Source organism: Siphonobacter aquaeclarae (genome assembly GCF_900103285.1).
Lineage (GTDB): Bacteria > Bacteroidota > Bacteroidia > Cytophagales > Spirosomataceae > Siphonobacter > Siphonobacter aquaeclarae.
On sequence record NZ_FNGS01000002.1, the window covers coordinates 288774 to 313297 of the forward strand.

The 24524-nt window shown below is 53.7% G+C and carries 20 protein-coding genes; 14 read left to right on the forward strand and 6 right to left on the reverse strand.

Going from position 1 to position 24524, the window contains the following annotated elements:
* Window positions 1–15 precede the first annotated feature (15 nt).
* The 4 genes from BLR09_RS04700 to BLR09_RS04715 all read left to right on the forward strand — a co-directional run bounded on the left by BLR09_RS04700 (window position 16) and on the right by BLR09_RS04715 (window position 6951).
* A complete protein-coding gene (locus BLR09_RS04700) occupies window positions 16–1545 on the forward strand; it encodes a glutamate synthase subunit beta (protein WP_093198464.1) in 1530 nt (509 codons plus the stop codon).
* Between the two features lie 245 nt (window positions 1546–1790).
* Complete coding sequence (locus tag BLR09_RS04705) at window positions 1791–3350, forward strand: hypothetical protein (RefSeq protein ID WP_143011022.1); 1560 nt, start codon at window positions 1791–1793, stop codon at window positions 3348–3350.
* 107 nt (window positions 3351–3457) lie between these two features.
* Window positions 3458–4879 (forward strand): autotransporter outer membrane beta-barrel domain-containing protein, encoded by a 1422-nt coding sequence (locus BLR09_RS04710; RefSeq protein WP_218126609.1) that lies wholly within the window; start codon window positions 3458–3460, stop codon window positions 4877–4879.
* A gap of 137 nt (window positions 4880–5016) precedes the next feature.
* Complete coding sequence (locus tag BLR09_RS04715) at window positions 5017–6951, forward strand: hypothetical protein (RefSeq protein WP_093198472.1); 1935 nt, start codon at window positions 5017–5019, stop codon at window positions 6949–6951.
* Window positions 6952–7035: 84 nt separating this feature from the next.
* Here BLR09_RS04715 and BLR09_RS04720 read toward each other — a convergent pair whose 3' ends face one another.
* From BLR09_RS04720 to BLR09_RS04730, 3 genes are read right to left on the reverse strand one after another with little or no spacing between them, the layout of a single operon-like run.
* A complete protein-coding gene (locus tag BLR09_RS04720) occupies window positions 7036–8610 on the reverse strand; it encodes an MFS transporter (protein ID WP_093198474.1) in 1575 nt (524 codons plus the stop codon).
* A 7-nt stretch (window positions 8611–8617) separates the two neighbouring features.
* Window positions 8618–9673, reverse strand: coding sequence for an HlyD family secretion protein (locus BLR09_RS04725; protein ID WP_093198477.1), 1056 nt, complete (start codon window positions 9671–9673; stop codon window positions 8618–8620).
* Window positions 9670–10965, reverse strand: coding sequence for a TolC family protein (locus BLR09_RS04730; RefSeq protein ID WP_176785453.1), 1296 nt, complete (start codon window positions 10963–10965; stop codon window positions 9670–9672). The genes BLR09_RS04725 and BLR09_RS04730 overlap by 4 nt, the downstream gene beginning before the upstream one ends.
* A gap of 124 nt (window positions 10966–11089) precedes the next feature.
* On the opposite strand from BLR09_RS04730, the gene BLR09_RS04735 reads away from it, so the two are divergent.
* From BLR09_RS04735 to BLR09_RS04745, 3 genes are all read left to right on the forward strand, one after another.
* On the forward strand, window positions 11090–11938 hold the full coding sequence (locus BLR09_RS04735) for an AraC family transcriptional regulator (protein WP_093198482.1): 849 nt from the start codon (window positions 11090–11092) through the stop codon (window positions 11936–11938).
* Window positions 11939–12060: 122 nt separating this feature from the next.
* Window positions 12061–13311, forward strand: a complete 1251-nt coding sequence (locus BLR09_RS04740; RefSeq protein ID WP_093198484.1) for a pyridoxal phosphate-dependent aminotransferase — start codon at window positions 12061–12063, stop codon at window positions 13309–13311.
* Between the two features lie 96 nt (window positions 13312–13407).
* A complete protein-coding gene (locus BLR09_RS04745) occupies window positions 13408–14193 on the forward strand; it encodes a queuosine precursor transporter (RefSeq protein WP_093198487.1) in 786 nt (261 codons plus the stop codon).
* A 44-nt stretch (window positions 14194–14237) separates the two neighbouring features.
* Here BLR09_RS04745 and BLR09_RS04750 read toward each other — a convergent pair whose 3' ends face one another.
* Entirely contained in the window at window positions 14238–15719 is a 1482-nt protein-coding gene (locus BLR09_RS04750) for a sensor histidine kinase (RefSeq protein WP_093198489.1), read from the reverse strand.
* 1 nt (window position 15720) lies between these two features.
* Complete coding sequence (locus BLR09_RS04755) at window positions 15721–16425, reverse strand: response regulator transcription factor (RefSeq protein WP_093198492.1); 705 nt, start codon at window positions 16423–16425, stop codon at window positions 15721–15723.
* Between the two features lie 243 nt (window positions 16426–16668).
* Here BLR09_RS04755 and BLR09_RS04760 point away from each other — a divergent pair, with 243 nt between their 5' ends.
* From BLR09_RS04760 to BLR09_RS04785, 6 genes are read left to right on the forward strand one after another with little or no spacing between them, the layout of a single operon-like run.
* Window positions 16669–17058 (forward strand): YHS domain-containing (seleno)protein, encoded by a 390-nt coding sequence (locus BLR09_RS04760; RefSeq protein ID WP_245689867.1) that lies wholly within the window; start codon window positions 16669–16671, stop codon window positions 17056–17058.
* Between the two features lie 13 nt (window positions 17059–17071).
* Complete coding sequence (locus tag BLR09_RS04765; protein WP_093198497.1) at window positions 17072–17512, forward strand: YHS domain-containing (seleno)protein; 441 nt, start codon at window positions 17072–17074, stop codon at window positions 17510–17512.
* Window positions 17512–17907 carry a DoxX family protein gene (locus tag BLR09_RS04770; protein ID WP_093198499.1) on the forward strand — a complete coding sequence of 132 codons (396 nt, stop codon included), beginning with the start codon at window positions 17512–17514 and terminating at the stop codon, window positions 17905–17907. Before BLR09_RS04765 ends, BLR09_RS04770 begins: the two co-directional genes overlap by 1 nt.
* Before the next feature lie 41 nt (window positions 17908–17948).
* Complete coding sequence (locus tag BLR09_RS04775) at window positions 17949–18455, forward strand: DinB family protein (protein WP_093198502.1); 507 nt, start codon at window positions 17949–17951, stop codon at window positions 18453–18455.
* Window positions 18443–20197 (forward strand): NRDE family protein, encoded by a 1755-nt coding sequence (locus BLR09_RS04780; RefSeq protein WP_093198505.1) that lies wholly within the window; start codon window positions 18443–18445, stop codon window positions 20195–20197. Before BLR09_RS04775 ends, BLR09_RS04780 begins: the two co-directional genes overlap by 13 nt.
* A 26-nt stretch (window positions 20198–20223) precedes the next feature.
* Window positions 20224–21150, forward strand: coding sequence for a hypothetical protein (locus BLR09_RS04785; protein WP_093198507.1), 927 nt, complete (start codon window positions 20224–20226; stop codon window positions 21148–21150).
* 111 nt (window positions 21151–21261) lie between these two features.
* Here BLR09_RS04785 and BLR09_RS04790 read toward each other — a convergent pair whose 3' ends face one another.
* On the reverse strand, window positions 21262–22002 hold the full coding sequence (locus tag BLR09_RS04790; protein ID WP_093198510.1) for an RNA methyltransferase: 741 nt from the start codon (window positions 22000–22002) through the stop codon (window positions 21262–21264).
* A gap of 14 nt (window positions 22003–22016) precedes the next feature.
* Here BLR09_RS04790 and tamL point away from each other — a divergent pair, with 14 nt between their 5' ends.
* Window positions 22017–24512 carry a translocation and assembly module lipoprotein TamL gene (gene tamL / locus BLR09_RS04795; protein ID WP_093198511.1) on the forward strand — a complete coding sequence of 832 codons (2496 nt, stop codon included), beginning with the start codon at window positions 22017–22019 and terminating at the stop codon, window positions 24510–24512.
* Window positions 24513–24524 lie beyond the last annotated feature (12 nt).

Below are 24524 nucleotides of genomic sequence, written 5' to 3' on the forward strand. Positions count from 1 at the left end.
CTACTCTTACTTACAATGGGCAAACCGACTGGTTTTCTGGAATTTACGAGAGAGCTACCCACCAAGCGTCCGGTAGCTGAGCGTAAACTCGATTACAAGGAGATTGATATTGACCTGTCGTTTGAGCAGGTTCAGTCCCACAACGCCGCCCGCTGCATGGACTGCGGCGTTCCCTTCTGCCATAGTGGCTGTCCGCTGGGCAACATCATTCCCGAGTTTAACGACGCGGTGTATGAGAAAAACTGGGGCATGGCGTACGAGATCCTGAGCTCGACGAATAACTTCCCCGAATTCACCGGACGTATCTGCCCCGCTCCCTGTGAGTCGGCGTGCGTCCTGGGTATCAACAAGCCCGCGGTGACAATCGAGTACATCGAAAAATCGATCATTGAATACGCCTTCCTCCACGGCTATGTGCAGCCGAATATTGTCGACGAGAAAGACCGTACCGGCAAGAAAGTAGCCGTGATCGGCTCCGGTCCGTCCGGACTCGCGGCAGCGGCTCAGCTCAACAAGGCCGGCCACTGGGTGACGGTATTTGAGCGTGCCGACCAGGTCGGCGGTCTGCTCCGCTATGGTATTCCGGATTTCAAGCTGGAAAAATGGACTATTGACCGTCGCGTGAAAGTCATGGAGGCCGAAGGTATCGTATTCAAAACGAGCGTGAACGTTGGTGAAGACATTTCCGGATCGGAACTGCTGGAAGAATTTGACCTCGTGGTTCTTTCCGGAGGATCGACGGTAGCGCGCGGCATCAACCGTACCTGGAACGGCAAGGACGTACCGGGTTGGGATACGTACCTCGGTAAAGGCGTTTTCCCGGCGATGGAATTCCTCAGTCAGCAAAACAAGCGGGTTGCAAACATCCCGACCGAGAAAGATCACCGTGGCGTACCGTATGCCAACGGAGACATCTTCGCAACCGACAAGCACGTATACGTGATCGGTGGCGGGGATACCGGCTCTGACTGCATCGGTACTTCCAACCGGCACGGCGCCGCTTCCATCACGCAGGTGGAGGTCATGCCGGAGCCGCCGAAAGACCGGCATCCGAATACGCCCTGGCCACTGTGGCCGAATATGAAACGGACGAGTACTTCGCACGACGAAGGTTGCGACCGCCACTGGAATATCTCGGTAAAAGAGTTCATCGGCGACGGCAGCAAGCTGACGCACCTGCGCATCGCTGATATCGTCATGGAAGTAGTGGACGGCAAGGCGCACCAGACGGAAGCCAACGAACGCGTTGTCAGCTGCGACCTGGCGCTGATAGCGGCCGGTTTCCTCCACCCGCAGCGGGAAGGCCTCCTGTCCCAACTGGCTGAAAAAGGCCTGGAATTCGACAACCGCGGCAACGTGGAAGCCGACAACTACCAGACCGGCATCGAAAAGGTATTTGTAGCCGGTGACATGCGCCGGGGCCAGTCGCTCGTGGTATGGGCCATCATGGAAGGCCGGGAAGCTGCCCGTGCCGCCGATGATTACCTGACAGGCGGAAACTCGAAACTGGAAGCAAAAGCGAAGTCGATCTTTTCGGTTGTGTAGGCCGGAAGGTTGATGCGTAAATAAAGAAAGCCGCTCTCAATGGAGCGGCTTTCTTGTTTATACTATGCATCATCGGACAGCAAATACTGTTACACAGCACCCTTTTCTTTTACGTCCCTGTTGATACCAGCAACGGATATGGATCCGGCGGTTGCCTGTTAACTATTTCAAAAGCCAGCGATATAAGGACGAAAGTCCGGCGATCAGAACGCGCTGGAAGTTTGTACTTCAAAATGGCCTTAACAATGCACTACCTTTCTCGCCTTGTTCCGATTTTTTCAATGGCTGCCGTCCTGTTTCAGAGTGCCTTTGCTCAGAGCGGCAATTTCACGCGCAACACACCCGCACAGACGTCTGATCCAGCGCCGGGTACACTGAACGTCGTTATCGGTGGCGGCGCCGATTTGGGGCCGGAGTCTATTCATACCGTTTTATTGGGCGCCCTCTCTGGCAGCACACTTCGGAAATTCCAGCGGAATGTTATTCTGGGCTCATTAGCGGCCTCGAACGCTCCGTCCGCGGAGATCTCTGACAATGTGATCATTGGGCATGCCGCGGCAAGCGCCGCGAACACCCTGACGGGCATATTCGGCGGCAATACGCTCATCGGGTCCATGAGCGGTCAGAACCTGCAGGGCAGTTACAATACGATGGTGGGCTTTAATTCCGGTAAAGCAGGCGGCATGCCTAACCAATTAATCTCCCGAAATTCCTTCTTCGGGGCTCTTACAGGTGTCGATAACATCGGTCGTTACAACACATACCTGGGAGCTTTTGCCGGTTACAAAAACGGTTCCGGTTCCAACAATGTTTTCGCGGGCGACAACGCCGGAGTGAACAGTATCCGGTTCGACGGCGTTTCTGCCACCCACTCCGTCTTCGTCGGATCAGAAAGCGGGTACTTTGCTTCCGGCCAGAGTTGTGTATTTATCGGCTTCCAGGCAGGTTACGGCAAAGAAAGCAGTTCGTCCGGCGCGGGTAATATTGCCATAGGCAGTTCATCTTCCATGATGCTTGCCGGCGGGACATACAATACGACTGTCGGAACAGGCTCCGGAATCGACATCACTACCGGAGACATGAACACTTTCATCGGAACCTCCACCGGTCTGTATAACAGAGAGGGTTCCTATAATACGTATCTCGGCTACGGTGCGCATGGCACCGGTCCCAATGCCGCCGGCCTGTCGTATGCAACAGCTATTGGTAAAAATGCCCTCGTCGGCGTTTCCTATGGCCTCGTTCTCGGAGATACAACCGGTACCAACGTCGGCATCGGTACCGCGTACCCCAACCAGCGCCTGACGATTCGGGGTAACATGAACTTTCTGACAGCATCCAATCTCCGCTTCGATAATTCTCCCTTCCTGGATATCAACCAAAACCGCCTGGCTTTAGGTGGAGAAAAAGGAGAATTTCCGGTGGAAATCACCTCATCTCTTCGTTATAAAGTAGCCACTGAAAACCAGTGGGCCGACTATGTCTTCGCTCCCGACTTCCGGAAAATACCGCTGAAAGATGTTGCTGCCTTCATTCAGCAAAACGGGCATTTGCCGGGGATTCCTTCGGCGAAAGAAGTCGTTCAAAACGGGGTTAATGCGGCGCAGATGGATGCGAAATTGCTGGCACAGATTGAGCAACTAACTTTGCACGTGATCGAGCAACACCAGAGCATGGAAAGTATAAAAGAGTATAACAGGCTATTAAAGTCGGAAAATAACTCGCTTAGAAAAGAGACGCAGCTTCTTCACAATCAGCTCGCTGATATACTGAACCGCTTAAAAAAAATCGAATCAGAGAGGTAATGAAATCTAATATTTTCTTACAGAGACGGCCTATTTCAAGCCGTCTCTTTTTTATTGACGGCGAAAGATTAATTTGGCAAATGGAATTTTCACCACGACTTATCGCTATGTCCAAGATCTTATCCTCTCTTACATCAGGGTTCTTTTTAGTCGGAATATGCTCCTTCCCGGCTGCCTTTTGCCAGAATGGGAATTATGTCCGGAACACGATAAACGAGGCCAGTCCCGGCACGTCAAACACACTTCTGGGTTTCGATGCCGGGAAGTACATCGGCAGTAACTCCGCCCAATCTGTTTTTTTAGGTACGGGTTCCGGACTCAATATAACTCAATCCTCGGCCGACGTAATTATCGGTCATTGGGCTTTTCGTGGACCTAACGCTTATTCTACCAGTACCAACGTCGTGATAGGCGGTTTTGCCGGCGTCAGCGCAACACCAGTCGGCACGCTCAATCCGATGTCCGGAAATACCGTAGTCGGGAGCCTGGCGGGAACAAGCCTGGTCGGAAATTACAATACGCTGTTTGGTTTCGGCGCTGGAAGCGGAGGCGGCATGAGAGAGTCTCCTGAAAACAGAAACTCATTTTTCGGAGCCGAAGCCGGAAGAATGAACACCGGACGCTATAATACATTCATCGGCAGTCGTGCCGGCGAAGCGACCGGCGAAGCCCTCGAAAATGTTTTCGTCGGTATGCATGCAGGCCGCTATAGTACGCGGGAAGGCTCTCAGACTAATCAAAACGTCTTTGTGGGAAACGAAAGTGGTTATTATCAGACGGGATGGGGGAATGTCAGCATCGGGTATCAGGCAGGTTATGGCTCTCTCGGTTTATCCGGCGGAAGCGGCAATGTCTTTGTCGGACAGTCGGCAGGCTTATCCAATACCTTTGGAAGCCGTAATACATACCTCGGCTACCTTAGTCCTAACGGCCCGGTCTTACAGAATGCAACAGCTGTAGGCGCTAATTCGCTCGTAGGTGTATCAAACGGCCTTGTACTGGGAGACACTTCTTATGCCCTGGTTGGCATTGGCACCGCCTATCCGAACCAGCGCCTCACTATTCGGGGAAATGTGAGCTTTCTGACGGCATCGAATCTTCGTTTTGGCAATGCTCCCTTCCTCGATATCAATCCGAATCGGCTGGCTTTGGTTGGAGAAAAGGGAACGTTTCCGGTAGAAATTACTTCATCATTACGTTACAAAGTCGCTTCCGAAAACCAATGGGCTGATTATATTTTGCACCCGTCATATACTTTGAAGCCGTTGAAAGAAATAGCTTTTTTTATCCGTCAGAATGGACACCTGCCGGATATTCCGTCTGCTGCTGAGGTAGTCAAAAACGGTGTTGACGCCGCGCAAATGGACGCAAAGCTACTTGCCCAAATCGAACAACTGACATTGCATGCGATCGATCAAAAAAAGGAAAATGATCAGCTCAAGTCTAAACTTGAATTACTTTCGGAAGAATTGAAATACATAAAAGCCCAACTTACCGGTTTGTTGAATGAACGAAAGAAATCTGAATGAGCCATCTGTTTGCTCTGTAAACTCCACAAAAATCAGGCACAATTGCTCTATCTTGGCCAAGATTTCCCGTTCCGCTGGTCTTATTTGCCACTTTTCTTAAACCCATCAGATAACTCCGAACTTTCTTACTGTAAGCGATGTCCAAATCTTTCTTTGTTCCCGGTCTGATTTTGACCGGGTTGCTTTTGTCTTCTTCTTCTTTCGGTCAAAACTGGAATTATATCCGCAATACCGAAAACGGCGCCTCTCCTGGGTCCAACAACACTGTCGTCGGTTATCAATCCGGGTATTACCTGACGAATACGACCACTCGAAACGTTTTTATGGGAATATTGAGCGGATTCAATGCCTGGAGATTGAACAGTTCCGTTATTATCGGAAGCCGGGCCGGTTTCAACATTCGTGACGGCGCTTACCACATCCTGATCGGAGATGAAGCCGGTTCGGAGATGGAGGCGAATAATTCCGTATCGTGGACTCCCGAATCCGCCAATATTTACATTGGCGCCATTGCAGGCTCGTCATACGGAAACCGGCAAGGGACAGGCAATGTCTTTGTTGGTCATAGCACCGGTACAGGCGGAGGGCAATTCTCATCCAGCACTATTTTAGGCAACACTGCCGGCATGGCCGGGGGAGGTGTCCTGAACACCTACTTAGGTTTTGCCTCGGGAAAACGAACACAGGCAGACCGAAACACATTTATTGGCAGCTATGCGGGTGGTGAGAATAATTTGGGACCCGATAATGTTTTCGTCGGTGCAAACGCAGGCTTTCAGAGCGGTCGGTTAAACGCGGGTCCGGCGAATGTGACCGGTAACGTATTCGTCGGTTCTTCCGCAGGATTTTTCAACTCCGGCTTTGAAAATGTGTATATCGGGCATCGTTCAGGTTATGGAAGAGATTTCATATCAGATGGACGATCGAATGTAGCCGTTGGGCATATGTCCGGCCTTTCTGTCAGCAGCGGGAGCTATAATGCTATTCTCGGAAACAATGCAGGGCAAGAACTCACAACCGGAAGGTTTAATACCTTGCTTGGGAGCCGGGCTGGCTGGCGGCTTGAAACCGGCGAGAGCAATACGATGATTGGAGCAGAAGCAGGCCTTACCAACCGTGGAAGCCGGAACGTACTCATCGGGCGCCTGGTCGCTGGTTACTTTAATGTCGTGTCTAATGACAATGTCTTCGTTGGAGAGGAAGCAGCATTATACAATATTGGGTCTCAAAACGTAGCCATAGGCCGGCAAGCCGCCTGGTATCAGATGGGGGGAAGCCATAACGTCGTACTCGGAAATGTAGCCGGCCGGAGTAGTCACGATCCAAGCCAGATGAACTACTCCCATGTGGTTATTATCGGTGATAGCGCGGGTTATAATAACCATGGTGATGCTAACGTATTTCTCGGCAGGAAATCGGGGCTTTCCAATAATACAGGCACCAATAATACCTATCTTGGGTTCGCCGCCGCCGGCGTTGGCAATAATGCAGCCAATCTGCAAAATGCTGCTGCTATTGGCGCCAATTCCGTCGTCGGTATTTCAAACGGCTTCGTTCTCGGCGACACAACGAATACCAAAGTCGGCATCGGTACCGCCTACCCCAACCAGCGCCTGACGATCCGGGGTAATATGAATTTCCTCACTGCCTCCAATCTTCGATTTGATAATGCTCCTTTTCTGGATATCAATCCGGAGCGACTGGCTTTAGGCGGAGAAAAAGGAGAATTTCCGGTAGAAATTACGTCTTCGTTGCGGTATAAAATCGCTTCGGAAAACCAGTGGGCCGACTATGTCTTTGCTCCCTCTTTCCGGAAATTGCCCCTGAAAGAAGTAGCCACATTCATTCAGCAAAACGGTCATTTGCCGGGTATTCCTTCGGCTAAAGAAGTCGTTCTAAGTGGGGTCGATGCGGCTCAGATGGATGCGAAACTGCTCGCTCAGATTGAACAACTGACTCTGCACGCAATTGAACAAAAATCGGAGAACGATCAGTTGAAAGCGGAAAACAAAGCGCTTAAAGAACAGTTTTCTGAATTGCTCCGGCGGATAGAGAAGCTGGAAAGAAAGTAGATTTTTTTCTCACAGAAAGCACAGAATACACAGAAATTGATTGAAACCTTCTGTGTATTCTGTGCTTTCTGTGAGAAAAAAAACTCAAAACGGTACCGGCGGCTGCTTACTAAATACCAGCTTCGATTTCAGATACGGCATCAGCGCAATACCGATCATCACTACACCAATCAGGCCGGCCATCAGAAGGTAATAATCCATTGAATACCGCAGCTGCGCCTGCAGATCCACCGCCTGCCCCAACCCTTTTTGCGCTGCCAATGCTGCCGGCTCAGCCTGCATTCCGTGATCGATCAGCTGTTGTTTGTACTGCGCGAGTCGCTCGCCGGTATACGGATTCAATACCGTCACCTGCTCCTGTATCCGGTGATAATGAATACTCTTGGCATAGAGTCGGGAAAAATTCAGCAGCGCTATACTCAGGCTGAAACCCAGGTACCGCGTGATAACGCCAAGCGCCGTCGCGTGGGAAGATACCGACGCCGGTACCGAAGAAACGGAGAAGTGAATCACCGGTACCATCAACACCGCTACCCCTACTCCCTGGCAAAACAACGGACCGATAAAATCAATCATCTCCACTTCCGAATCGAATAATCCGTACATCCACAAGTGGTATACCGCCAGCAAGCCGAACCCGGATAGCCAGATCAATTGAATACTCTTTTTCCGAAGTAAAAACCGGGGAATAACCGCCGTTCCCAGCGCTATTCCCGCCAGGTTCGGAATCATCAGCAACGAAATATGCAGAGGGTCGAGCTGAAGAACAGAGGAAAAATACTGCATGGCCAGACCTAACGTTCCCCGGCATATGTAAAAGAAAAGCAAGACGAGCAGACTCACGACAAACGGCCCGTTACGCAGTAGTTCCAGCCGGATAAACGGACGCTTAAGCGCCTGCTGACGCATCACAAACAGAACCGTAAGTCCTGAACCTACCAGCGCCGCCGTTACTATTTTCGGCGAATCCAGCCAGTTTTCCTGCTGCCCGTACACCATTGTATATCCCCAGAGCAACAATGCCGCTACCAGCAGAATAAAGCTCGGTAATTCGACCTGGTAAAGCGGAATACGCGGGCGTAACCGCACGTCTTTCAGCAAAAAGAATAACAGTATTGCCCCCGGCAATTGCAGGTAAATTAACAGCTGATACAACACATAGAAATCGAAGTAATGCAATGCCGAGGACGCCACCTGTAACGAAAGCGAAGCCGACGCCATCAGCAGGCCATAAAAAATAGCATACCCCATGATGCGGGCGCGGCCATCCGCCAGGCGGGAAAAAATCAGCGACATACCCGTCGCCATGATTCCGCTGATACAGATCCCTTCCACAAAACGCAGCAGCAGAAAGAAAAACGGCTCCCGAACGGTATACAACAGGTAATTACACCCTGTCATCAGAAAAACACCGAAGAGAAAATAATGGCGTGTCGTAAAATAACTGACCAGGCGCTGCTCCAGCGGAAAAAAACTCGCCAGCCCGACGTAATACACCAGAATCGAATACTGCGCGTCGGCCGGTTCTATCCCATAGAAACCCGCCGCTTCGGTGAGGTTACCGCCGTATAGCCCGAGGACCAGAAATCCGGGCGCGATGACCAGGAGGATTGTCAGCCGGATCAGCCACTCCGGCGCCCATTCGCGGAATGCTTGCATGTCTTTGTTATTTGGGAACCGATACCACGGCGTTCATACCTGCCCGGAGTACCTGCGTTTTCGGGTCGGTATCGTCGAGTTTGATCCGCACCGGTACACGCTGAATGATCTTTACAAAATTGCCCGTCGCGTTATCCGGCGGCAGCAGGGAAAAACGGGAGCCGGTAGCGGCCGACAGCGATACAATCTTTCCTTTGAAATGCTCGTCCGGAAACGCATCCGCCGACACGTCTACAACCTGCCCGGGATGCATATGCCGGATCTGGGTTTCCTTGTAATTGGCAATCACCCATTTGCCTTCTTCTCCGTCGACCAGAAAAGCGATCGTCTGGCCCGCCTGTATCAACTGGCCTTTCTGGATGGTCTTTTTCCCCATTTTTCCGTCGTATGGCGCCGTGATGACCGCATAAGAAATTTTCAGGTTGATTTCACTCAGAACCGCCTCCCGCCGTTTGATTTCAGCGCGGGCTACTTCCTTCTCGGCGATGACGTCGTTGGTTTTGGCCTCGGCGGCCTGATGGCCGTTTCGGACTGCCTCCAGCTCCGCTTTCGCGACATCCAGCGCCATTTTGATGTTTTCAAACTGCTGCTTCGTAACAGATTCCGATTCATATAATTTCTGATACCGGTCGAACTCCTGCTGCTGTTTCCAGAGCCGGGCTTCGGCAGCGGCAATCCGCGAGCCGTCGGTCCGGGCGCCGCGTTCCGACGTAACTTCGTTGCTTCCCAGCACGCTCAACTGCGCGCGGGCGGCGGCGAGTGCCGCCTCTGCTTCGGCTTTCCGGACACGGTACTCGTCGTCGTCGATGACGACCAGCGTATCTCCTTTTTTGACGACCTGGTCGTCTTCATACCGCACCTCCCGGACATACCCGGTAATCCGGCTCGTCACGGGATTGATATACTCTTCGATCTGGGCATCGTTCGTTTCCTCAAAGTGCCAGAGATGCCACAACGTGGCTGCGCCCCAGCCTCCGAGGACGAGGACAACGGCAAAAGCCACCCAGGCGGTTACCCGGGTAATCATGCGGTCGGTTCGGGCGTGTTTACTTGAAATTCTCATTTTCCGATGGTATTCAGGAGTTGATAGTAATGGAGACGGGTTGAAAGCCGGGCCGAAGCCAGGTCAAAACGGGCCTGTAATAGCTGTGAATCAGCATCAAGCAGATCCGTCAGCAGCGCAAGCTGGTGGAAATACGTATTGCGTACGATGCGGTAATTTTCCTCCGCCTGGCGGGTACTGAGCTGCGAGACCTCCACCCGTTCGAGGGCTTCCCGGTAATGCACATAGGCTTCACGCACTTCCTGACGGACAGCGTCCTGCCGGTCCGACAACTGGATTTGCTGCCGTTGTATCTCCAGTTTCGCCGCCTGCTCCTTGTGTTTGGTATGGTACAGCGCGGAAACCGGGTACGAAATCCGGAGTCCGGCTTTCCCCAACCCGTACAACGCACCGGCATAGGGGTAAAACAAAATCTGCGGGTAGGCATATTCGTAATCCGCGAAAAGCCCGATCCGGGGTTTGTAGCCGGCTTGTACCTGTCTGAGGTTTAATTCACTGATTTCCTGCTGCTTGCCGGCGATTTTCAGCGCAAACGCCTGGCCCATAGCCTCCGAAACGTAGGCGTCGTAATCACCCGTCAGTACCGGAGCCGCTTCCGAATCAGCCGGTACCACGCGGGTCGCTTCCGGAAGTCCGATCATCAGATTCAGTTTCTGCCGCGCCAGTTCAACGGCATTCCGGATTTCGACAAGCGTCATTTTCTGGCGGGACAATTGCAGCTCTGCCCGAAGCAGATCGCTCCGGATGACCACGCCGTTCCGATGCAGCTCCCGGATTTCGGCGAGCCGCTTCTCCGCTTCTTCCATGTTTTTAAGCGTGAGTTGCTCGAAAACGAGGCTGCGGCTCAGGTCGAGGTAAACGGCCGCAACGCGCAGCCGGACGTCAGCGGCCGCCTGCCGGCGCTGCTCTTCCGTGAGCGCGTGAACGACTTCCTCCGTTTGCTCCTTCGTCCGCTGCCGGTGCCCTTCGTACAGGTTCAGGTAGGCATCGGCTTTGAGCTGGAAAAAGTTGTGAAGGACAGGGTATTGCGTAGGCGCCTGCAGCAATCCGCCTTCGTACATCGGCAGATTGCTGATGCGGGCGTATTCACTTTTTACACCGATTTCGGGAAGGCGCTCCCGGCGGGTATCTTCCTGCTGCTGGTGGCTGATCTGTACCCGAAGATCCCAATTCTTAACTGATTTGTTATACTTTTCAACCCGATCCCACGCCTCTTCCAGCGTCATCTTTTGTTCGGGCCCTGGGTTATCCTGGGAGAAGGCAGTAGATAAGCTACTCAAAATGAACAACATACACATGCCTGTTGTCCGACAATATGGTTTCATTGGCTGTTTTTATTAACAGCCACAAAATTAGAATAGTCCAAAAAGGGAGATTTTATATAATTTGCCAATTATTTATCAGATTCCGCCACACATGACTGCACACGACGCCTATACAGCAGAATACCTGGAAGCAATTGACCAAATTCCGGATTCGGTGTATGTTCTTCATGAAAAGCAGGAACACCGCTTTCCCTTTCATCAGCACGGAAAAGGGCAATTGAGTTACATCGAAGGCGGGATCGCTTACCTCAACACCCGCAACAAAGCCTACTTCGTCCCGGCCCGGCATTACGTCTGGATTCCGCCGGGGCTGGAGCACTTCGTGCACCACGCCACCTCTGCGTTGATGGTCCGGAATATCTATTTTCTGAACGAAGACGACGGGCAGCACCCGTTCTTCCGCCACATGGGTATCTATCCGGTCAGCAACCTGCTGCAGGAGATGCTCAAATTCAGTGAACGGTGGAAGGGCAATATCATCCCGGGGGGGTATCCGTACGAATTTCTGGTGACGATGAAGCACCTCCTGCCGGACGTGAGTACCCACCCGCTGCCGATTGCCCTGCCGACAACTGACAACGAGCGGCTTCGCCCGGTCATTCTCTATATTCGGTCACACCTCGGCGCTCCGCTGTCGTTGCCGGAAGTAGCTTTTCGTTTTGGATTCAGTGAGCGGACACTCTCGCGTCTGTTTCAGCAGGTACTCAACCTGTCATTCCTCCAGTACGTCAAGATGTGCCGGATCATTACCGCTATCGAACAACTGCTGCAAACCGATAAAAGCGTAACCGAAATCGCCTACGATGTCGGCTATTCTTCCCTTCCTACGTTCAGTAATACCTTTTATCAGTTGGTCAACCGGCGTCCGGCGGAATTCCGAAATTCTCTGTCCGGGTCGTCTCTCGATGACAGCGATCAAAAAAAACAGGTAGATTTTTAGACTTTCGGATAAATTTTTTCTGGAAAATCAGCGAAATTGCACTCGCAACAGAAAAATATTCTGACAAGTATCAAAATATCCGTGTTTCCCCTGACGCGGATTTGTCACAACACCCCGGGAGTATGGCTTTTTACAAATCGACCCGTCTGGACAATCTCCGGTATGAAATCCGGGGACCTGTCTATGAAAAGGCCCTCGAACTCGAATCGCAGGGCTACAAAATCCTCAAACTCAACATCGGTAACCCGGCGCCGTTCGGGTTTGACGCGCCGGACGAGATCATCCACGACATGATCGTCAACATCCGCGACGCACAGGGCTATGCGGATTCCCGGGGTCTGTTTGCGGCGCGGAAAGCCGTCATGCACTATACGCAGAGCATCGGTATTCCCGGCGTCGCCATTGAAGACGTGTTCATCGGCAACGGCGTGAGCGAGCTGATTCTGCTGACCATGCAGGCTTTGCTCGACGACGAAGACGAGGTCCTCGTCCCTTCTCCGGACTATCCGCTGTGGACGACGTCGGTGGCTCTCGCCGGCGGCAAGCCCGTACATTATATCTGCGACGAAGAATCCGACTGGAATCCTGATATTCAGGACATTGAGCGAAAAATCACACGGCGCACCAAAGCGATCGTCCTCATCAATCCCAATAACCCCACGGGCGCGGTGTATTCGAAGGATGTACTCGCCCGGATCGCCCGGATCGCAGAGGAAAACCAGTTGATCCTCTTCGCCGACGAGATTTACGACAAGATTTTGTACGACGGCGCGGTACACCATCCGATGGGTACGCTCGCGACGGATACCCTCTGCCTGACATTCGGCGGGCTCTCCAAAAACTACCGGGCAGCCGGATTTCGCGGCGGCTGGCTGATTCTCAGCGGCGCCAAACAGCGCGCCAAGTCGTATATCGAAGGACTTAACCTCCTGGCCAGCCTCCGCCTGTGCGGTAACGTACCGGCGCAGTTTGCCATTCAGACGGCGCTGGGCGGGTACCAGAGTATTCATGACCTAGTCGCGCCGACGGGCCGCCTCTACAAACAGATGCAACTGACATACGACCGCATCACAGCGATTCCGGGCATCACCTGCGTCAAACCGAAAGGGGCGCTGTACCTGTTTCCGAAGCTGGATCTGAAGCGGTTTGACCTGGCGGGCGACGAGCAGTTTATCTACGACCTCCTCGTCAAGCAACGGGTACTGCTGGTACCGGGAACGGGCTTCAACTACCCGAAAAACGACCACTTCCGGATTGTGACATTACCGCCGGTTGAGCAACTCAACCAGGCCATCGACCGCATCGAAGGTTTTCTGAGTGAGCATGACACGGAAAAAAAAACCGCAGATGAAACCGAGGCAGTCGTAAATTAGGGCGGAAACTGGAACGTCCTGAAGTCGTTCAGGGTTTTGCGCAGGTACTACGCGCAAAACCCTGAACCGTTTCGGTACCTATTCTCTAACCGTCTTATGGAGCAACTGTTCTCGTCGAAAAAGCAAATACTCTTTTTCGTTCTCTCCGGTCTCTTCATCGCCAACGCCCTGGTAGCCGAAATCATCGGTTCAAAGATTTTCTCGGTAGAAGGCGTTTTGGGTCTGAACCCCGCCAACATACCCACTCCCTGGGGCGATACCTGGTCGTTTAACCAGGCCGCCGGCGCGGTCAACTGGCCTTTTGTCTTCATCATCGGAGACATGATCAACGAGTACTTCGGGCGAAAGGGTGTGAAATGGCTTTCGTACCTGACGGCCATCCTCATCGCCTATTCCTTTTTTGTGATTTACATCGCGACAACGCTGCCGCCGGCCCAGTTCTGGCTCGATGTCAACCGCGGGAACAATAACTTCGACGTCAATTACGCTTTCAACACCATTTTCCGGCAGGGACTGGGTATCATCGTCGGTTCCATTACAGCGTTTCTGCTGGCGCAGTTTCTGGATGTAACGGTCTTTCAGTATCTCCGCCGCAAAACCGGCCATAAGCATATCTGGCTGCGGGCGACGGGGTCTACCCTGGTGTCCCAGCTGATCGACAGCTTCGTGGTCGTTTATGTAGCCTTTTTTGTTTTTGGAAACTGGTCGGCCGGACAGGCGCTTTCCGTTTCCCTCAACAATTACCTCTATAAATTCATCATCTCTATTCTGATGATTCCGGTGCTGTACATCGTCCACTTCCTCATTGATAAATGGCTGGGTACCGAAAACGCCCGGCAAATTGCGGAAGATGCGGCGACGGAGTTGCCGGTGGCGCTTTAGTAGCAGGGGGCATGGGGCAAAGGGCATAGGGTAAGCTCCCGGCCCTATGCTCCCTGCCCCTTGCCCGCCAGCGTGAACGTAAACGAAGCCCCTGCCCCCGGTTCGCTGGCGACTTCAATCGTTGTGTGGTGCAATTCCAGTATTTTCCGGACGATGGCCAGTCCGAGTCCGGCGCCTTTTTCGGAATGCGCCTCGCCGTCGACCTGCTTGTACCGGTCGAATATCCGGCTCTGGTAGGCAGGGTCGATACCGATGCCGCTGTCTTCCACACTTACCTGCACACCGGCAGCTGCCGCAGCCAGCCGGATGGTTACCTGCCCGCCTTCGGGCGTAAACTTGAAGGCATTGTCAATCAGATTCTGAAAGACACGTTCGATCAGGGAGATATCTGCTAAAACAGGCGGAAGCAGCGGAGGCGCCTGCAAAGTCAACTCCAGCTTCTTCTGCCGGGCTTTCAACTGATAGGTACTGATGATGTCCGAGACCAGCTCGCTCAGCGGGAATACTTCGGCGTAGACAGCTACGGCATTCGCTTCCAGCTTGGCATATTGAAACAGCTGGTCCACCAGGCCGGAGAGCTGATAGGTACTGTCCTGAACAATAGAGAGATACCGTTCCTTCTCTGTCTCGGCCAGGGTATCTTTCTTGATCATCAGCGTTTCTACATATCCCTGCATGATGGAAAGCGGCGTCCGGAGATCGTGCGATACGTTCGCAATCAGTTCCTGACGCAGGCGGTCTGTTGCGGTTATCTTCTCGAAATTGTCGACAATTTCATCTGCCATTTCATTAAACGTGGACGTCAGTACGCCCAGGTTTCCTTTTGCATACCCGCGTATCCGGGCCGAATAATCCCCTTCCTTGAACCGCTGTACCACACCGGCTATGCTGCAAACGCTGTCGGTGATCAGGAAAAACGTCACCACACCTACGACAAACGCCCCGAGCAGTGCCGCAAAGAAGATATACCCTGCCAGCCGGAAGTACAGGTCGTCGTTGAGCAGCGCCAGTACCTCCTTTTGCTTTTCGCTGGCGAGTACCGCATAGACATAGCCGACCGTCCGACCGTTTTCGAAGACCGGCGCGACGGAAAAGGTACTCGGCTCGCCCGGCTGTTTGGGATTGTCGCCCATGGGTCGGCTGTCCATGTTTGCGGCAAGCCATTCGCGGACTTTTTCCATGTTTACGGTCTTCTGCCGGACCGTCGTTTCCGGTACGACATAGTCTGTAATTGTTCCGAGTGTATCCAGCAGGTATACTTCTACACTGGGATTGGCTACCATGGTAGAATGGATGATGTCGTGTGTGACCGTCGTATCGGGCTTTCCGTTTTTGATGGGCCGGGTGAACGTCGCCAGGTGATGGGCAATGTCTCCGTACAATTGCTGATGTGCCGTCATGTAATAGGACTTCGAAAACCGGGAGCCTATCATCACGAAAACAAACCCGAGAAGGAGCAGCAGCGAGGCAAAAACGGCGCAGATTTTCCAGAAAAGGAGGTTTCCTCCGATGGTTTTTACAGACATATCAGAGGTCTTCGTTAAACCGGTATCCCACTCCCCAGGTGGTAAGTACGAAAACGGGGCTGGACGCGTCCGCCTCGATTTTACCCCTCAGCCTGTTGATATGGGTGTTGACGGTGTGTTCGTATCCTTCGAAATCATAGCCCCAGACCTGGCTCAGCAACTGCTTCCGGGTATAGCTTTTCCCGGGATTGGAAGCCAGCAACGCCAGCAGTTCAAACTCGCGGGGGGAAAGGTCCAGGCGCTCCCCGTTCAGTACTACCCGGCGTTTGTCGATATCGATTTCCAAACCGCCGATCTGTACCAGAGGCGCCGGGCGTTCGGCGTATCGGGCGGCTTCCTCGCTCCGTCGAAAAATGGCCCGTACCCGGGCGATCAGTTCGCGAATACTGAAGGGCTTAGTCAGGTAATCATCGGCGCCGGTTTCGAGGCCTACTACCTTATCAATTTCTTCGGAGCGGGCCGTCAGCATCAGGATCGGCGTGCGGCGGTCGTTCTGCCTGATTTTCCGGCATACCTCCAGTCCACTGAGGCCGGGCAGCATGACATCCAGTATGACCAGATCAAAGGACGTACCCTGTGCCCGGGCCAGGCCTCCGGGGCCGTTTCTTTCTGCTACTACCTGACAGCCCAGGTCCTTCAGGTGAATGGAAAGCAATTCGACGATCGCCGCGTCATCTTCCACAATCAGAATAGTCCGGGTATCCATGCCACTCGTTTTTTGGTAAAGTTGGGGAATAAAAAAGTGTAAAAAGCGGCTGTGATACTTTCGTTATACTTCTGTGACCCTCCGGGGATACCGGGTTTGTTGTTTTGTACCATAGTCCTCCGGCCAAACCGGCCGGCTATCGGATTCAAAACCGGCAACACACCAATGGGCAAGTACTTTCCAATTTTGATTCTTCTTCTGGGCTGTACCGGCACAGCCTTAGCCCAGACAGCAGAAACCCGTATGAAACAATACAACCTGGAGCGGTCCGGACTCGCACTGCAGGGCTATGATCCCGTATCCTATTTCACGGAGAAGCGGGCGGTCAAGGGCCGGAAGGAGTATTCCTTTCTGCACAAAGGAGTAACCTACCTCTTCTCTTCTTCCCGGAACCTGGACACATTCCGGCAGGACCCTTCCCGCTATGAACCGCAATACGGGGGCTGGTGTGCCTACGCCATGGGCAAAAACGGTGAAAAGGTGGAGGTCGATCCCGAAACCTTCAAGATTGCCGATGGCAGGCTCTATCTCTTCTACAACCGATTTTTCAACAATACCCTCAACAGCTGGAACAAAGACGAGGCCGGCCTGAAAACCCGGGCCGATCTCAACTGGAGAAAATTCGTTCCCTGATATCCCGACGAACATGAAAACACCTCTTTTCGCGGCCCTCCTGACCCTGGCCGGCTGGAGCAGCTTTGCCCAGCAATCCGAAATTTTTGCTCCCGACGGCAAGGCATTGAAAGGCTACGACGCCGTTGCTTTTTTCCGGGATGCCGGGCCGGTCAAAGGAGCCGACAGTCTGGCCTATTCCTACAAAGGAGCGAAGTGGCTTTTTGCCAATCGTGCTAATCTGGAAGCTTTCCAGGCCAATCCCGACGCTTTTGTTCCCCAATATGGCGGGTATTGCGCCTACGGAACTTCGGAAGGCCACAAGGCGCCGACAGAAGCAGAAACCTGGACGATTGTCGACAACAAACTGTATTTCAACTACAACCGGAAGGTAAAAACTTCCTGGATGAAGAACCGGGACGAGCGGATTAAACAAGCAGATACACAATGGCCACTGATCAAAGACAAACCCTGATGAAACCACAGGTACAAAGGCGATGGTCCTGGATATTGCGACTGGTCGCTGCCGGTATCATGGGGCAGACGTTGTATTTCAAGTTTACAGCTGCACCTGAGTCCGTCTACATTTTTTCCAGGGTAGGTATGGAGCCGTGGGGCCGGCTGTTTGTCGGATGCCTTGAACTGGCTGCGTCTATTCTGATCCTGATTCCGCGTACCACAGCCTATGGAGCCCTGATTGGCATCGGCGTGATGACCGGAGCAATTTTCATGCACCTCACCCGACTCGGAATCGCCGTGCAGGGAGACTCGGGCCTGCTGTTTTTCTATGCCCTTGCGGTTTTTGTCAGTTGCCTGATTCTCGTCGGCTGGCATCGCCATACCCTATCGGGATTCCGGCTGCGGGAGTAGCACCAAACGCGTACGCCAGATCATCTTTCAATTCCCAAGCTATGAACAGGCCTTTAACGGAATCCGTACGCTCTGTACTGGAGCAAATCAGCGATATGCTCCGGACACTGACCGATGAGCAGTATACGCGCAAGCTGCCCGTGCTGTCGGGGGCGTCACTGGGCGAACATGTGCGTCATGTGGTGGAATTTTTTCTGGAACTCGAACAGGGATACTTTATCGGCTATGTGAATTACGACGCACGCCGCCGGGACCGTACCATCGAGCAAAATCGCGAAAAGGCCATCGGTATACTCGGGCAGGTTGCCGGTGGTCTCGCCCGCGACAACCGGCCGCTACTACTCGAAATCACACCGGATACAGCGGGCAACCACTGCCGGATTGCGACCAACTACGAGCGTGAGGTGGCTTATAACCTCGAACATACGGTTCATCACATGGCGTTGATCAAAATCGGCGCCGGAGCCGTTGCCGCGCCCGAACTGCCCGAGGCATTCGGCGTTGCCGGCTCCACCCTCCGATACCGGCAATCGCTATGTGCACAGTAACCTATATTCCTACAGCAGAGGGAGTTATCCTGACTTCCAACCGGGACGAGCGTCCGGACCGGACGCCGATTCTGCCTCCTGCCGCTCACCGGGTCGGAGGGCGAACGCTTACTTTTCCCGTCGATCCGCGCGCCGGTGGTACCTGGATCGCCATGACCGGAGGTAACGCGGCGGGAGTTTTGCTAAACGGCGGTTTCGAAAAGCATATCCCCACCCCGCCTTACCGGGAAAGCCGGGGCGTGATCCTGCTCGAAATCCTGTCTGCGCCGTCTCCGGAAGCTCGGTTCCGGACGTTGCCGCTCGATCGGATTGAGCCCTTTACCCTCATCCTGGTAACTGGAAGCAAGCTCCTCCGCTGTACCTGGGATGGCGGTGAGAAACACCTGCAGGAACTGGACCGTCATCAGTCGCATATCTGGTCATCTGCTACGCTTTATGACCGGGAAACGCGGTTCGTGCGGGAGCAACAGCTTCGCGAATGGCTTTCGGGCGGCACGCCCGATCAGGCCCGTATCCTGGATTTTCACCGGCGGCCGGATATCCGGTACGGTGCGACGAGCCGGTCCGGAAACCGCCTGGAAACCATCAGCACGACCAGTATCCGGTTCGGTAGCGGTCAACCGGAAATGCGGTATCACGACCTGCCATCCGGCACCGTTAGTACGACTTTTTCAGAAGAAACGCCATCGGAGCTTCGCTCTCCGTTTCACACCAGGGTCAGACAGGCAATACGGCGGTTTCTCATCAAGCTCCGCCATTGGGAATACTGGCCGCTTCCGGTCCTTTATTTTCCGGTTTTCCTGTATCATGTGTGGCAATCGGTGAAAGCCGGCTCTCCTTTTTATTTTTCTGCGGCCAATCCGTCCATCGAAACGGGCGGTATGTTCGGCGAATCGAAGTCGCGTATTCTCAGCCGGATACCGGATCATCTGAAACCGGTGACGCTGCTTTTTCCTCCCGAGGTTATTCTGGCGGAAGTTCTCATTGAAATCCTCAGACACCGGCTGACCTATCCGCTCATCGCCAAGCCCGACATAGGCGAACGGGGCTGGCGGGTAGAAAAAATCGCACACGAGCAGGATCTCAAACGGTATATCTCAACGGCTGCGACTGCTTTTATTCTTCAGGAATACGTTGATTTTCCACTGGAAGCGGGCGTCTTTTATTACCGGTATCCGGGTCAGGAAAGGGGTACTATTTCTTCGCTTGTACGGAAGGATTTTCTGTGTGTGACCGGAAACGGCGTGGATTCGCTCGAAACCCTGATCACGCAAAAGGACCGGGCCTTTCTCCAGCTGCCGCTGCTGAAAAAGCGTATTGACCTCCGGTCTATCCCCACCGCAGGCGAAAAAGTACTCCTCAGCCCGATCGGCAATCACTGCCTGGGAACTGCCTTTCTCGACGGATCCGACCTGATCACAGACGACCTGCTCCGAACCTTCGATGCCCTGAGCCATTCCCTCGGGGATTTTTACTTCGGGAGATACGACCTGCGGTGCCCGGGTCCTGAAGACCTGCGCGCCGGCAAAAACCTGAAAATTCTGGAACTGAACGGGGTCGGCGCCGAACCGGCACATATCTACCACCCCGGCTTTTCGCTGGCGGAAGGCTATCGGGTATTGTTTCATCACTGGCGGACGCTTTACCGGATCAGCCGGGAAAATCACCGCCGCGGGGTACCTTACCTGTCGCTCCGGGAGGCCGTCTTCTTCTGGAAAAAAGCGAGAAACGGCAGGGATTGACCTTCTTCTGATATACTACCATCTGTATGATGCTGACAATCAATCACCGCGCAGGCATTATTCCTGTATGTGCTTTTTTTCTGATGACAGGTATCCCCGCTGTTGTTTCGGCGCAGGGATGCAGCGACGCCGGCTTCTGTACTGTTGGTCCCCTGAAACCGCAGACGGAATTGCGAAGCCGCGAACAACGTATCTCTTTGCTGCTCCCTGTCGGTTTGGGCGACGCTTCCGTTTTTGTCTTTACACCCGGTATTCAATACGACGCCCGGCTATCGGACCGATGGGCGGTACAGGGAAAGCTGACAGCCAACTATGCCGCCGGAAACCTGGGGCGGGTATCCGGGCCTGGTGATGTATTTCTGTCGGCTACGTACCGCGTGGTATCAGCAGACCGCTGGAAGATTCGCCTGACCCTTGGAGGGAAAATACCGCTCGGGAAACCGGACCTCTCTTCCGGGAACAACCCTCTGCCGATGCAGTATCAGCCCAGCCTGGGTACGACAGACCTGATTACGGGTCTGTCGGCAGACTGCAACGCCTGGCAATTTTCCATCGGCTGGCAGAAAAACCTGACCGGCACCAACAGCAATGTCTTTCTTCCGGAGACCGGAACGATGGAATACCCTCCTTCCAACCGCTTTCGGAGAAGATCGGACCTGCTGGCAAGAGGAAGCTATAACTGGCTGATAAACAAGAAATTTTTCTTACAGGGAGGTCTTCTCGGGATCTATCATCCGGAGGAAGACCGGTACACAGATGTCAGTGGTCATGAGCTCTCGCTCGCCGGCTCGCGGGGATTGACGCTGAATGTGACGCTCGCGGGCGGGTGGCAGGTATCTCAACGGCTTCAGGTTGGCTTTACCGCAGGAACGCCGGTCATCGTCCGGGATATCCGTCCCGACGGGCTGACGAGAAGTTTCGTCTTCGCTCCGGAAATAGCATGGCGGTTTTAAAAGCAGTTTGCGGTTTACAGTTTTCAGTTTGCAGAAATAAGTATTTCAACCAGTCGGAAAATTTACCCAACCCGAAACCCAAAACAGAAAACTGAAAACTGAAAACTTTGCTCATCTTCTCAGATTATCCAGCACAATCGCCGTTGCAATACCCGCATTGAGGGATTCTGCCTCTCCGAAGCGGGGTATGGTGATTTTTTGTGTGATAAATCCTTCGTTTTCAGGCCGGATGCCGTTGGCTTCGTTGCCAATGACAATGTATCCTCCCGGCGCAAACGCAAAGCCGTGTACGGAGCTGCCGCCGAGAAACGTTCCGTAGACCGGCGCACCGGCAATATCCCGGAAATAATCAGCCAGCGCAGCATAATACGTTTCCACCCGCGTAAACGAGCCCATACTCGCGGAGATTACCTTTGGATTATAAACGTCCACGCAGCTCTCCGAACAGATAATCTTTTTGATGCCGTACCAGTCCGCAATCCGGATGATAGTACCCAGGTTACCCGGGTCACGGATATCGTCCAGAATCAGGCAGTATTCTTCCTTACCGGCAAATAGCGGGCGGTTTTCTTTCGTTTCAGCAATAGCCAGGGCGGCGTTGTTGGTTTGAAGGGTTCCGACCTTGCCGAGCTCTTCTTCCGTCACCCGTTCAACAACTACAGGTTGTTCCCTGAGCAGGTTTTGGTTTTCTTTGTAAAAATGGTCAGTAACGAACAAGGCCTGAATTCCGAATCCGGAGGTCATTAGTTCCCTGACACTCTTGGCTCCTTCCACCAGAAAAACACCCTGCTCCTGCCGGTGTTTCTTCTGCTGAAGCAGCCGAATCTGTTTTTGCCACTTTTGTGAGATCATTGTCCCTTTTTACTATGCCATTCCGGACGAACCTGCTGCTTGTAACGGGAATGGCGTTTATCGGAATACTGGCTGGCTGTACACGGGGCACCGAACTGCGCCGGGGCGAGTACCTCCTTGCCAAGCAAACCATCAAAGGTAACAAGGAAATCCCGAACGAAGAGCTGGAAGCCCTGCTGCCGCAGGAGTCTAACCGGGTGCTCATTACCCAGCCGATTACCCCTTTTCTGTGGGTATACCAGATTGCGCGGCCGGATTTTCTGCTGTATAAAAAACCGCGTTTTGAGCGGGAACTGCGGGAGTACCAGGCGCAGATCGACCGGCTGAAAAGTACGCCGGATTCCCTGCGGGACCGCCGGTTTTTGCGCAAAGTCGGCCGGATCGAACGCAAAGCCGAACACAACAAGCTCGCCATCGAGCAGGGGCACTGGTGGATGCGCGTCGCCGGAGAACCCCCGGCTATCGTCACCGCCGAAGACGCCCGGACCAACGCCGCCAACCTCCAGACCTTCCTCCGCACCAACCGCGGTATGTTTGACGATTCCGTCCATTACCGCCTCGATACCCTCAAATTCCGTCGGGTGAAAGTGGTGTACGATATCCATCAGGGGAAACCGTATAAGGTGGACAAGGTGACCTTTCTCGTCAAAGACCCCCGCATCGACAGCCTCATCCGGCATGCGCGCGGTGCGCGGCACCTGCGGTCGGGCGACCGTGTCGACGAGCGCAACTTCGCCGCCGAGCGCGACCGGATCGAGCGCCTCCTCAAAGACCAGGGCTATTTCGGCTTTTCGAAAGAGAACGTAACCTTTTCGGGAACATATGATACTTCCCTGGCCGAGCCGCTGAAACACAAGATGGACGTTCGCGTTCTGATCGACTCGTTTCCGAGCCGGTATCCGTACTACACGCTCAATTCGGTGACGTTTGTGGTCGACGGGCGCGATCCGAACGAGCCCTCCCAGCGCCTCGACTCCACTACCTACAACGGCATCCGGTACATCTTCGCCGGAAAAAAGTATTCGACGCGCCTGCTTGATACCAAAGTGCGGGTGCGGCCCAACCAGACGTACAGCCTGACGCTGCATAATGAAACCCTCCGGCGACTGGGAACCCTCGATCAGTTCAAGTTCCCGAGCATCACCTACGATACCCTGTTTTACCACCGCCTCAACGCCCTCATTTACGCGCAGCCGCTGAAGCGGTTTGAACTGACGTCGGAAGTAGGCATGAACGTGTACCAGGGCCTTCCGGGGCCGTTTCTCAATGGAGCTCTCCGTATCCGGAACTTCCTTCAGGGGCTTGAAATGCTGGAAATCGCCGGAAAAGCGGGGTATGACGGGCAGCCGGGCTTTACGCAAAGCTCCCAAAACCTTCGTTTCAATGACCAGAACTTCGAGGCCGGGATCAACGCGTCGCTGATTTTTCCGCAACTGCTGGTACCGGGCAATATGCTTTTCCGGTACAATAACGGCAGTCCGCGGACGCAGGTCGGGATCGGGTATTCCTTCAGCGATCGGAAAGATTTCCGGCGTACGGGCTTCAAGCTGGCGATGAACTATTCCTGGCAGATTTCACCAAAGGAAACCTTCTATTTCACGCCGTTTGACATCAACCTCATCAATACCAGCCGGCAATCGAGCGAGTTTACGGCCTTTTTGCTCCAGCAGCGGGCGAATGGAAACAACCTGATTTATACATTCAACCGCTCGTTCGTCTCGAGTCTGAGCGGTTCCTACGTCTATAGTGATAATAACCTGAATGCATTCCGGAAGACCCGGTACCTCCGCGTATTCGTGGAGTCCGGAGGTACTACGCTCAACCTTCTCTCTAAAAAGAAGCAGGATGAACTGACCGACAGTGATGCGCTGAAGTTTTACAAATTCCTGAAAACCAGTGTAGACTACCGGCTGTATATACCGTTACGTAACCGGGGCCGGTCGATGTTCGTCGTCCGCGGGTTTGTCGGCCTCGGCTGGGAATATTCCAGCGGCGGGGTACTTCCCTACGAAAAGGCCTTCTTCGCCGGGGGCGCCAACTCCATGCGGGGCTGGAACCCGCGGAAGCTGGGGCTCGGCGGCGTCGCGGCGAGCTTCGATACGTTGAAATCCGGCGCTATTACACCGAGCTACAAGTTCGAGCGGCCCGGGGATTTTCAGCTGGAAATCAACGCGGAGTGGCGGTTTCCCCTGTTCCGGCTTTTCGGGGATTTCAACGGGGCGCTGTTCATGGACGCCGGGAACGTGTGGCTGCTTCGCGGAAACCAGGCCAATGCCGTCTTCAAAGTCGGTACATTCCTGAGCCAGACCGCGCTGGATGCGGGCTTCGGACTCCGGTTTGACAAGTCTTTCTTTATCCTGCGGGCCGACTGGGGCATCAAACTCTATGAACCCGGCAGACCGAAGCTTGGCGGAGGAACCGGCCAATGGGTCATCGGCGACCTGTTTGACAAATCGTTTGAAGGCCGCTACCGGCCGGAGCTGCGTTTCGGAATCGGGTATCCCTTCTGATTAATTTGAACA

Coding starts and splice junctions, on each gene's coding strand:
- BLR09_RS04700 (WP_093198464.1), top strand. CDS start 16: ATGGGCAAACCGACTGGTTTTCTGGAATTTACGAGAGAGCTACCCACC.
- BLR09_RS04705 (WP_143011022.1), top strand. CDS start 1,791: ATGCACTACCTTTCTCGCCTTGTTCCGATTTTTTCAATGGCTGCCGTC.
- BLR09_RS04710 (WP_218126609.1), top strand. CDS start 3,458: ATGTCCAAGATCTTATCCTCTCTTACATCAGGGTTCTTTTTAGTCGGA.
- BLR09_RS04715 (WP_093198472.1), top strand. CDS start 5,017: ATGTCCAAATCTTTCTTTGTTCCCGGTCTGATTTTGACCGGGTTGCTT.
- BLR09_RS04720 (WP_093198474.1), bottom strand. CDS start 8,610: ATGCAAGCATTCCGCGAATGGGCGCCGGAGTGGCTGATCCGGCTGACA.
- BLR09_RS04725 (WP_093198477.1), bottom strand. CDS start 9,673: ATGAGAATTTCAAGTAAACACGCCCGAACCGACCGCATGATTACCCGG.
- BLR09_RS04730 (WP_176785453.1), bottom strand. CDS start 10,965: ATGTTGTTCATTTTGAGTAGCTTATCTACTGCCTTCTCCCAGGATAAC.
- BLR09_RS04735 (WP_093198482.1), top strand. CDS start 11,090: ATGACTGCACACGACGCCTATACAGCAGAATACCTGGAAGCAATTGAC.
- BLR09_RS04740 (WP_093198484.1), top strand. CDS start 12,061: ATGGCTTTTTACAAATCGACCCGTCTGGACAATCTCCGGTATGAAATC.
- BLR09_RS04745 (WP_093198487.1), top strand. CDS start 13,408: ATGGAGCAACTGTTCTCGTCGAAAAAGCAAATACTCTTTTTCGTTCTC.
- BLR09_RS04750 (WP_093198489.1), bottom strand. CDS start 15,719: ATGTCTGTAAAAACCATCGGAGGAAACCTCCTTTTCTGGAAAATCTGC.
- BLR09_RS04755 (WP_093198492.1), bottom strand. CDS start 16,425: ATGGATACCCGGACTATTCTGATTGTGGAAGATGACGCGGCGATCGTC.
- BLR09_RS04760 (WP_245689867.1), top strand. CDS start 16,669: ATGAAACAATACAACCTGGAGCGGTCCGGACTCGCACTGCAGGGCTAT.
- BLR09_RS04765 (WP_093198497.1), top strand. CDS start 17,072: ATGAAAACACCTCTTTTCGCGGCCCTCCTGACCCTGGCCGGCTGGAGC.
- BLR09_RS04770 (WP_093198499.1), top strand. CDS start 17,512: ATGAAACCACAGGTACAAAGGCGATGGTCCTGGATATTGCGACTGGTC.
- BLR09_RS04775 (WP_093198502.1), top strand. CDS start 17,949: ATGAACAGGCCTTTAACGGAATCCGTACGCTCTGTACTGGAGCAAATC.
- BLR09_RS04780 (WP_093198505.1), top strand. CDS start 18,443: ATGTGCACAGTAACCTATATTCCTACAGCAGAGGGAGTTATCCTGACT.
- BLR09_RS04785 (WP_093198507.1), top strand. CDS start 20,224: ATGATGCTGACAATCAATCACCGCGCAGGCATTATTCCTGTATGTGCT.
- BLR09_RS04790 (WP_093198510.1), bottom strand. CDS start 22,002: ATGATCTCACAAAAGTGGCAAAAACAGATTCGGCTGCTTCAGCAGAAG.
- tamL (WP_093198511.1), top strand. CDS start 22,017: ATGCCATTCCGGACGAACCTGCTGCTTGTAACGGGAATGGCGTTTATC.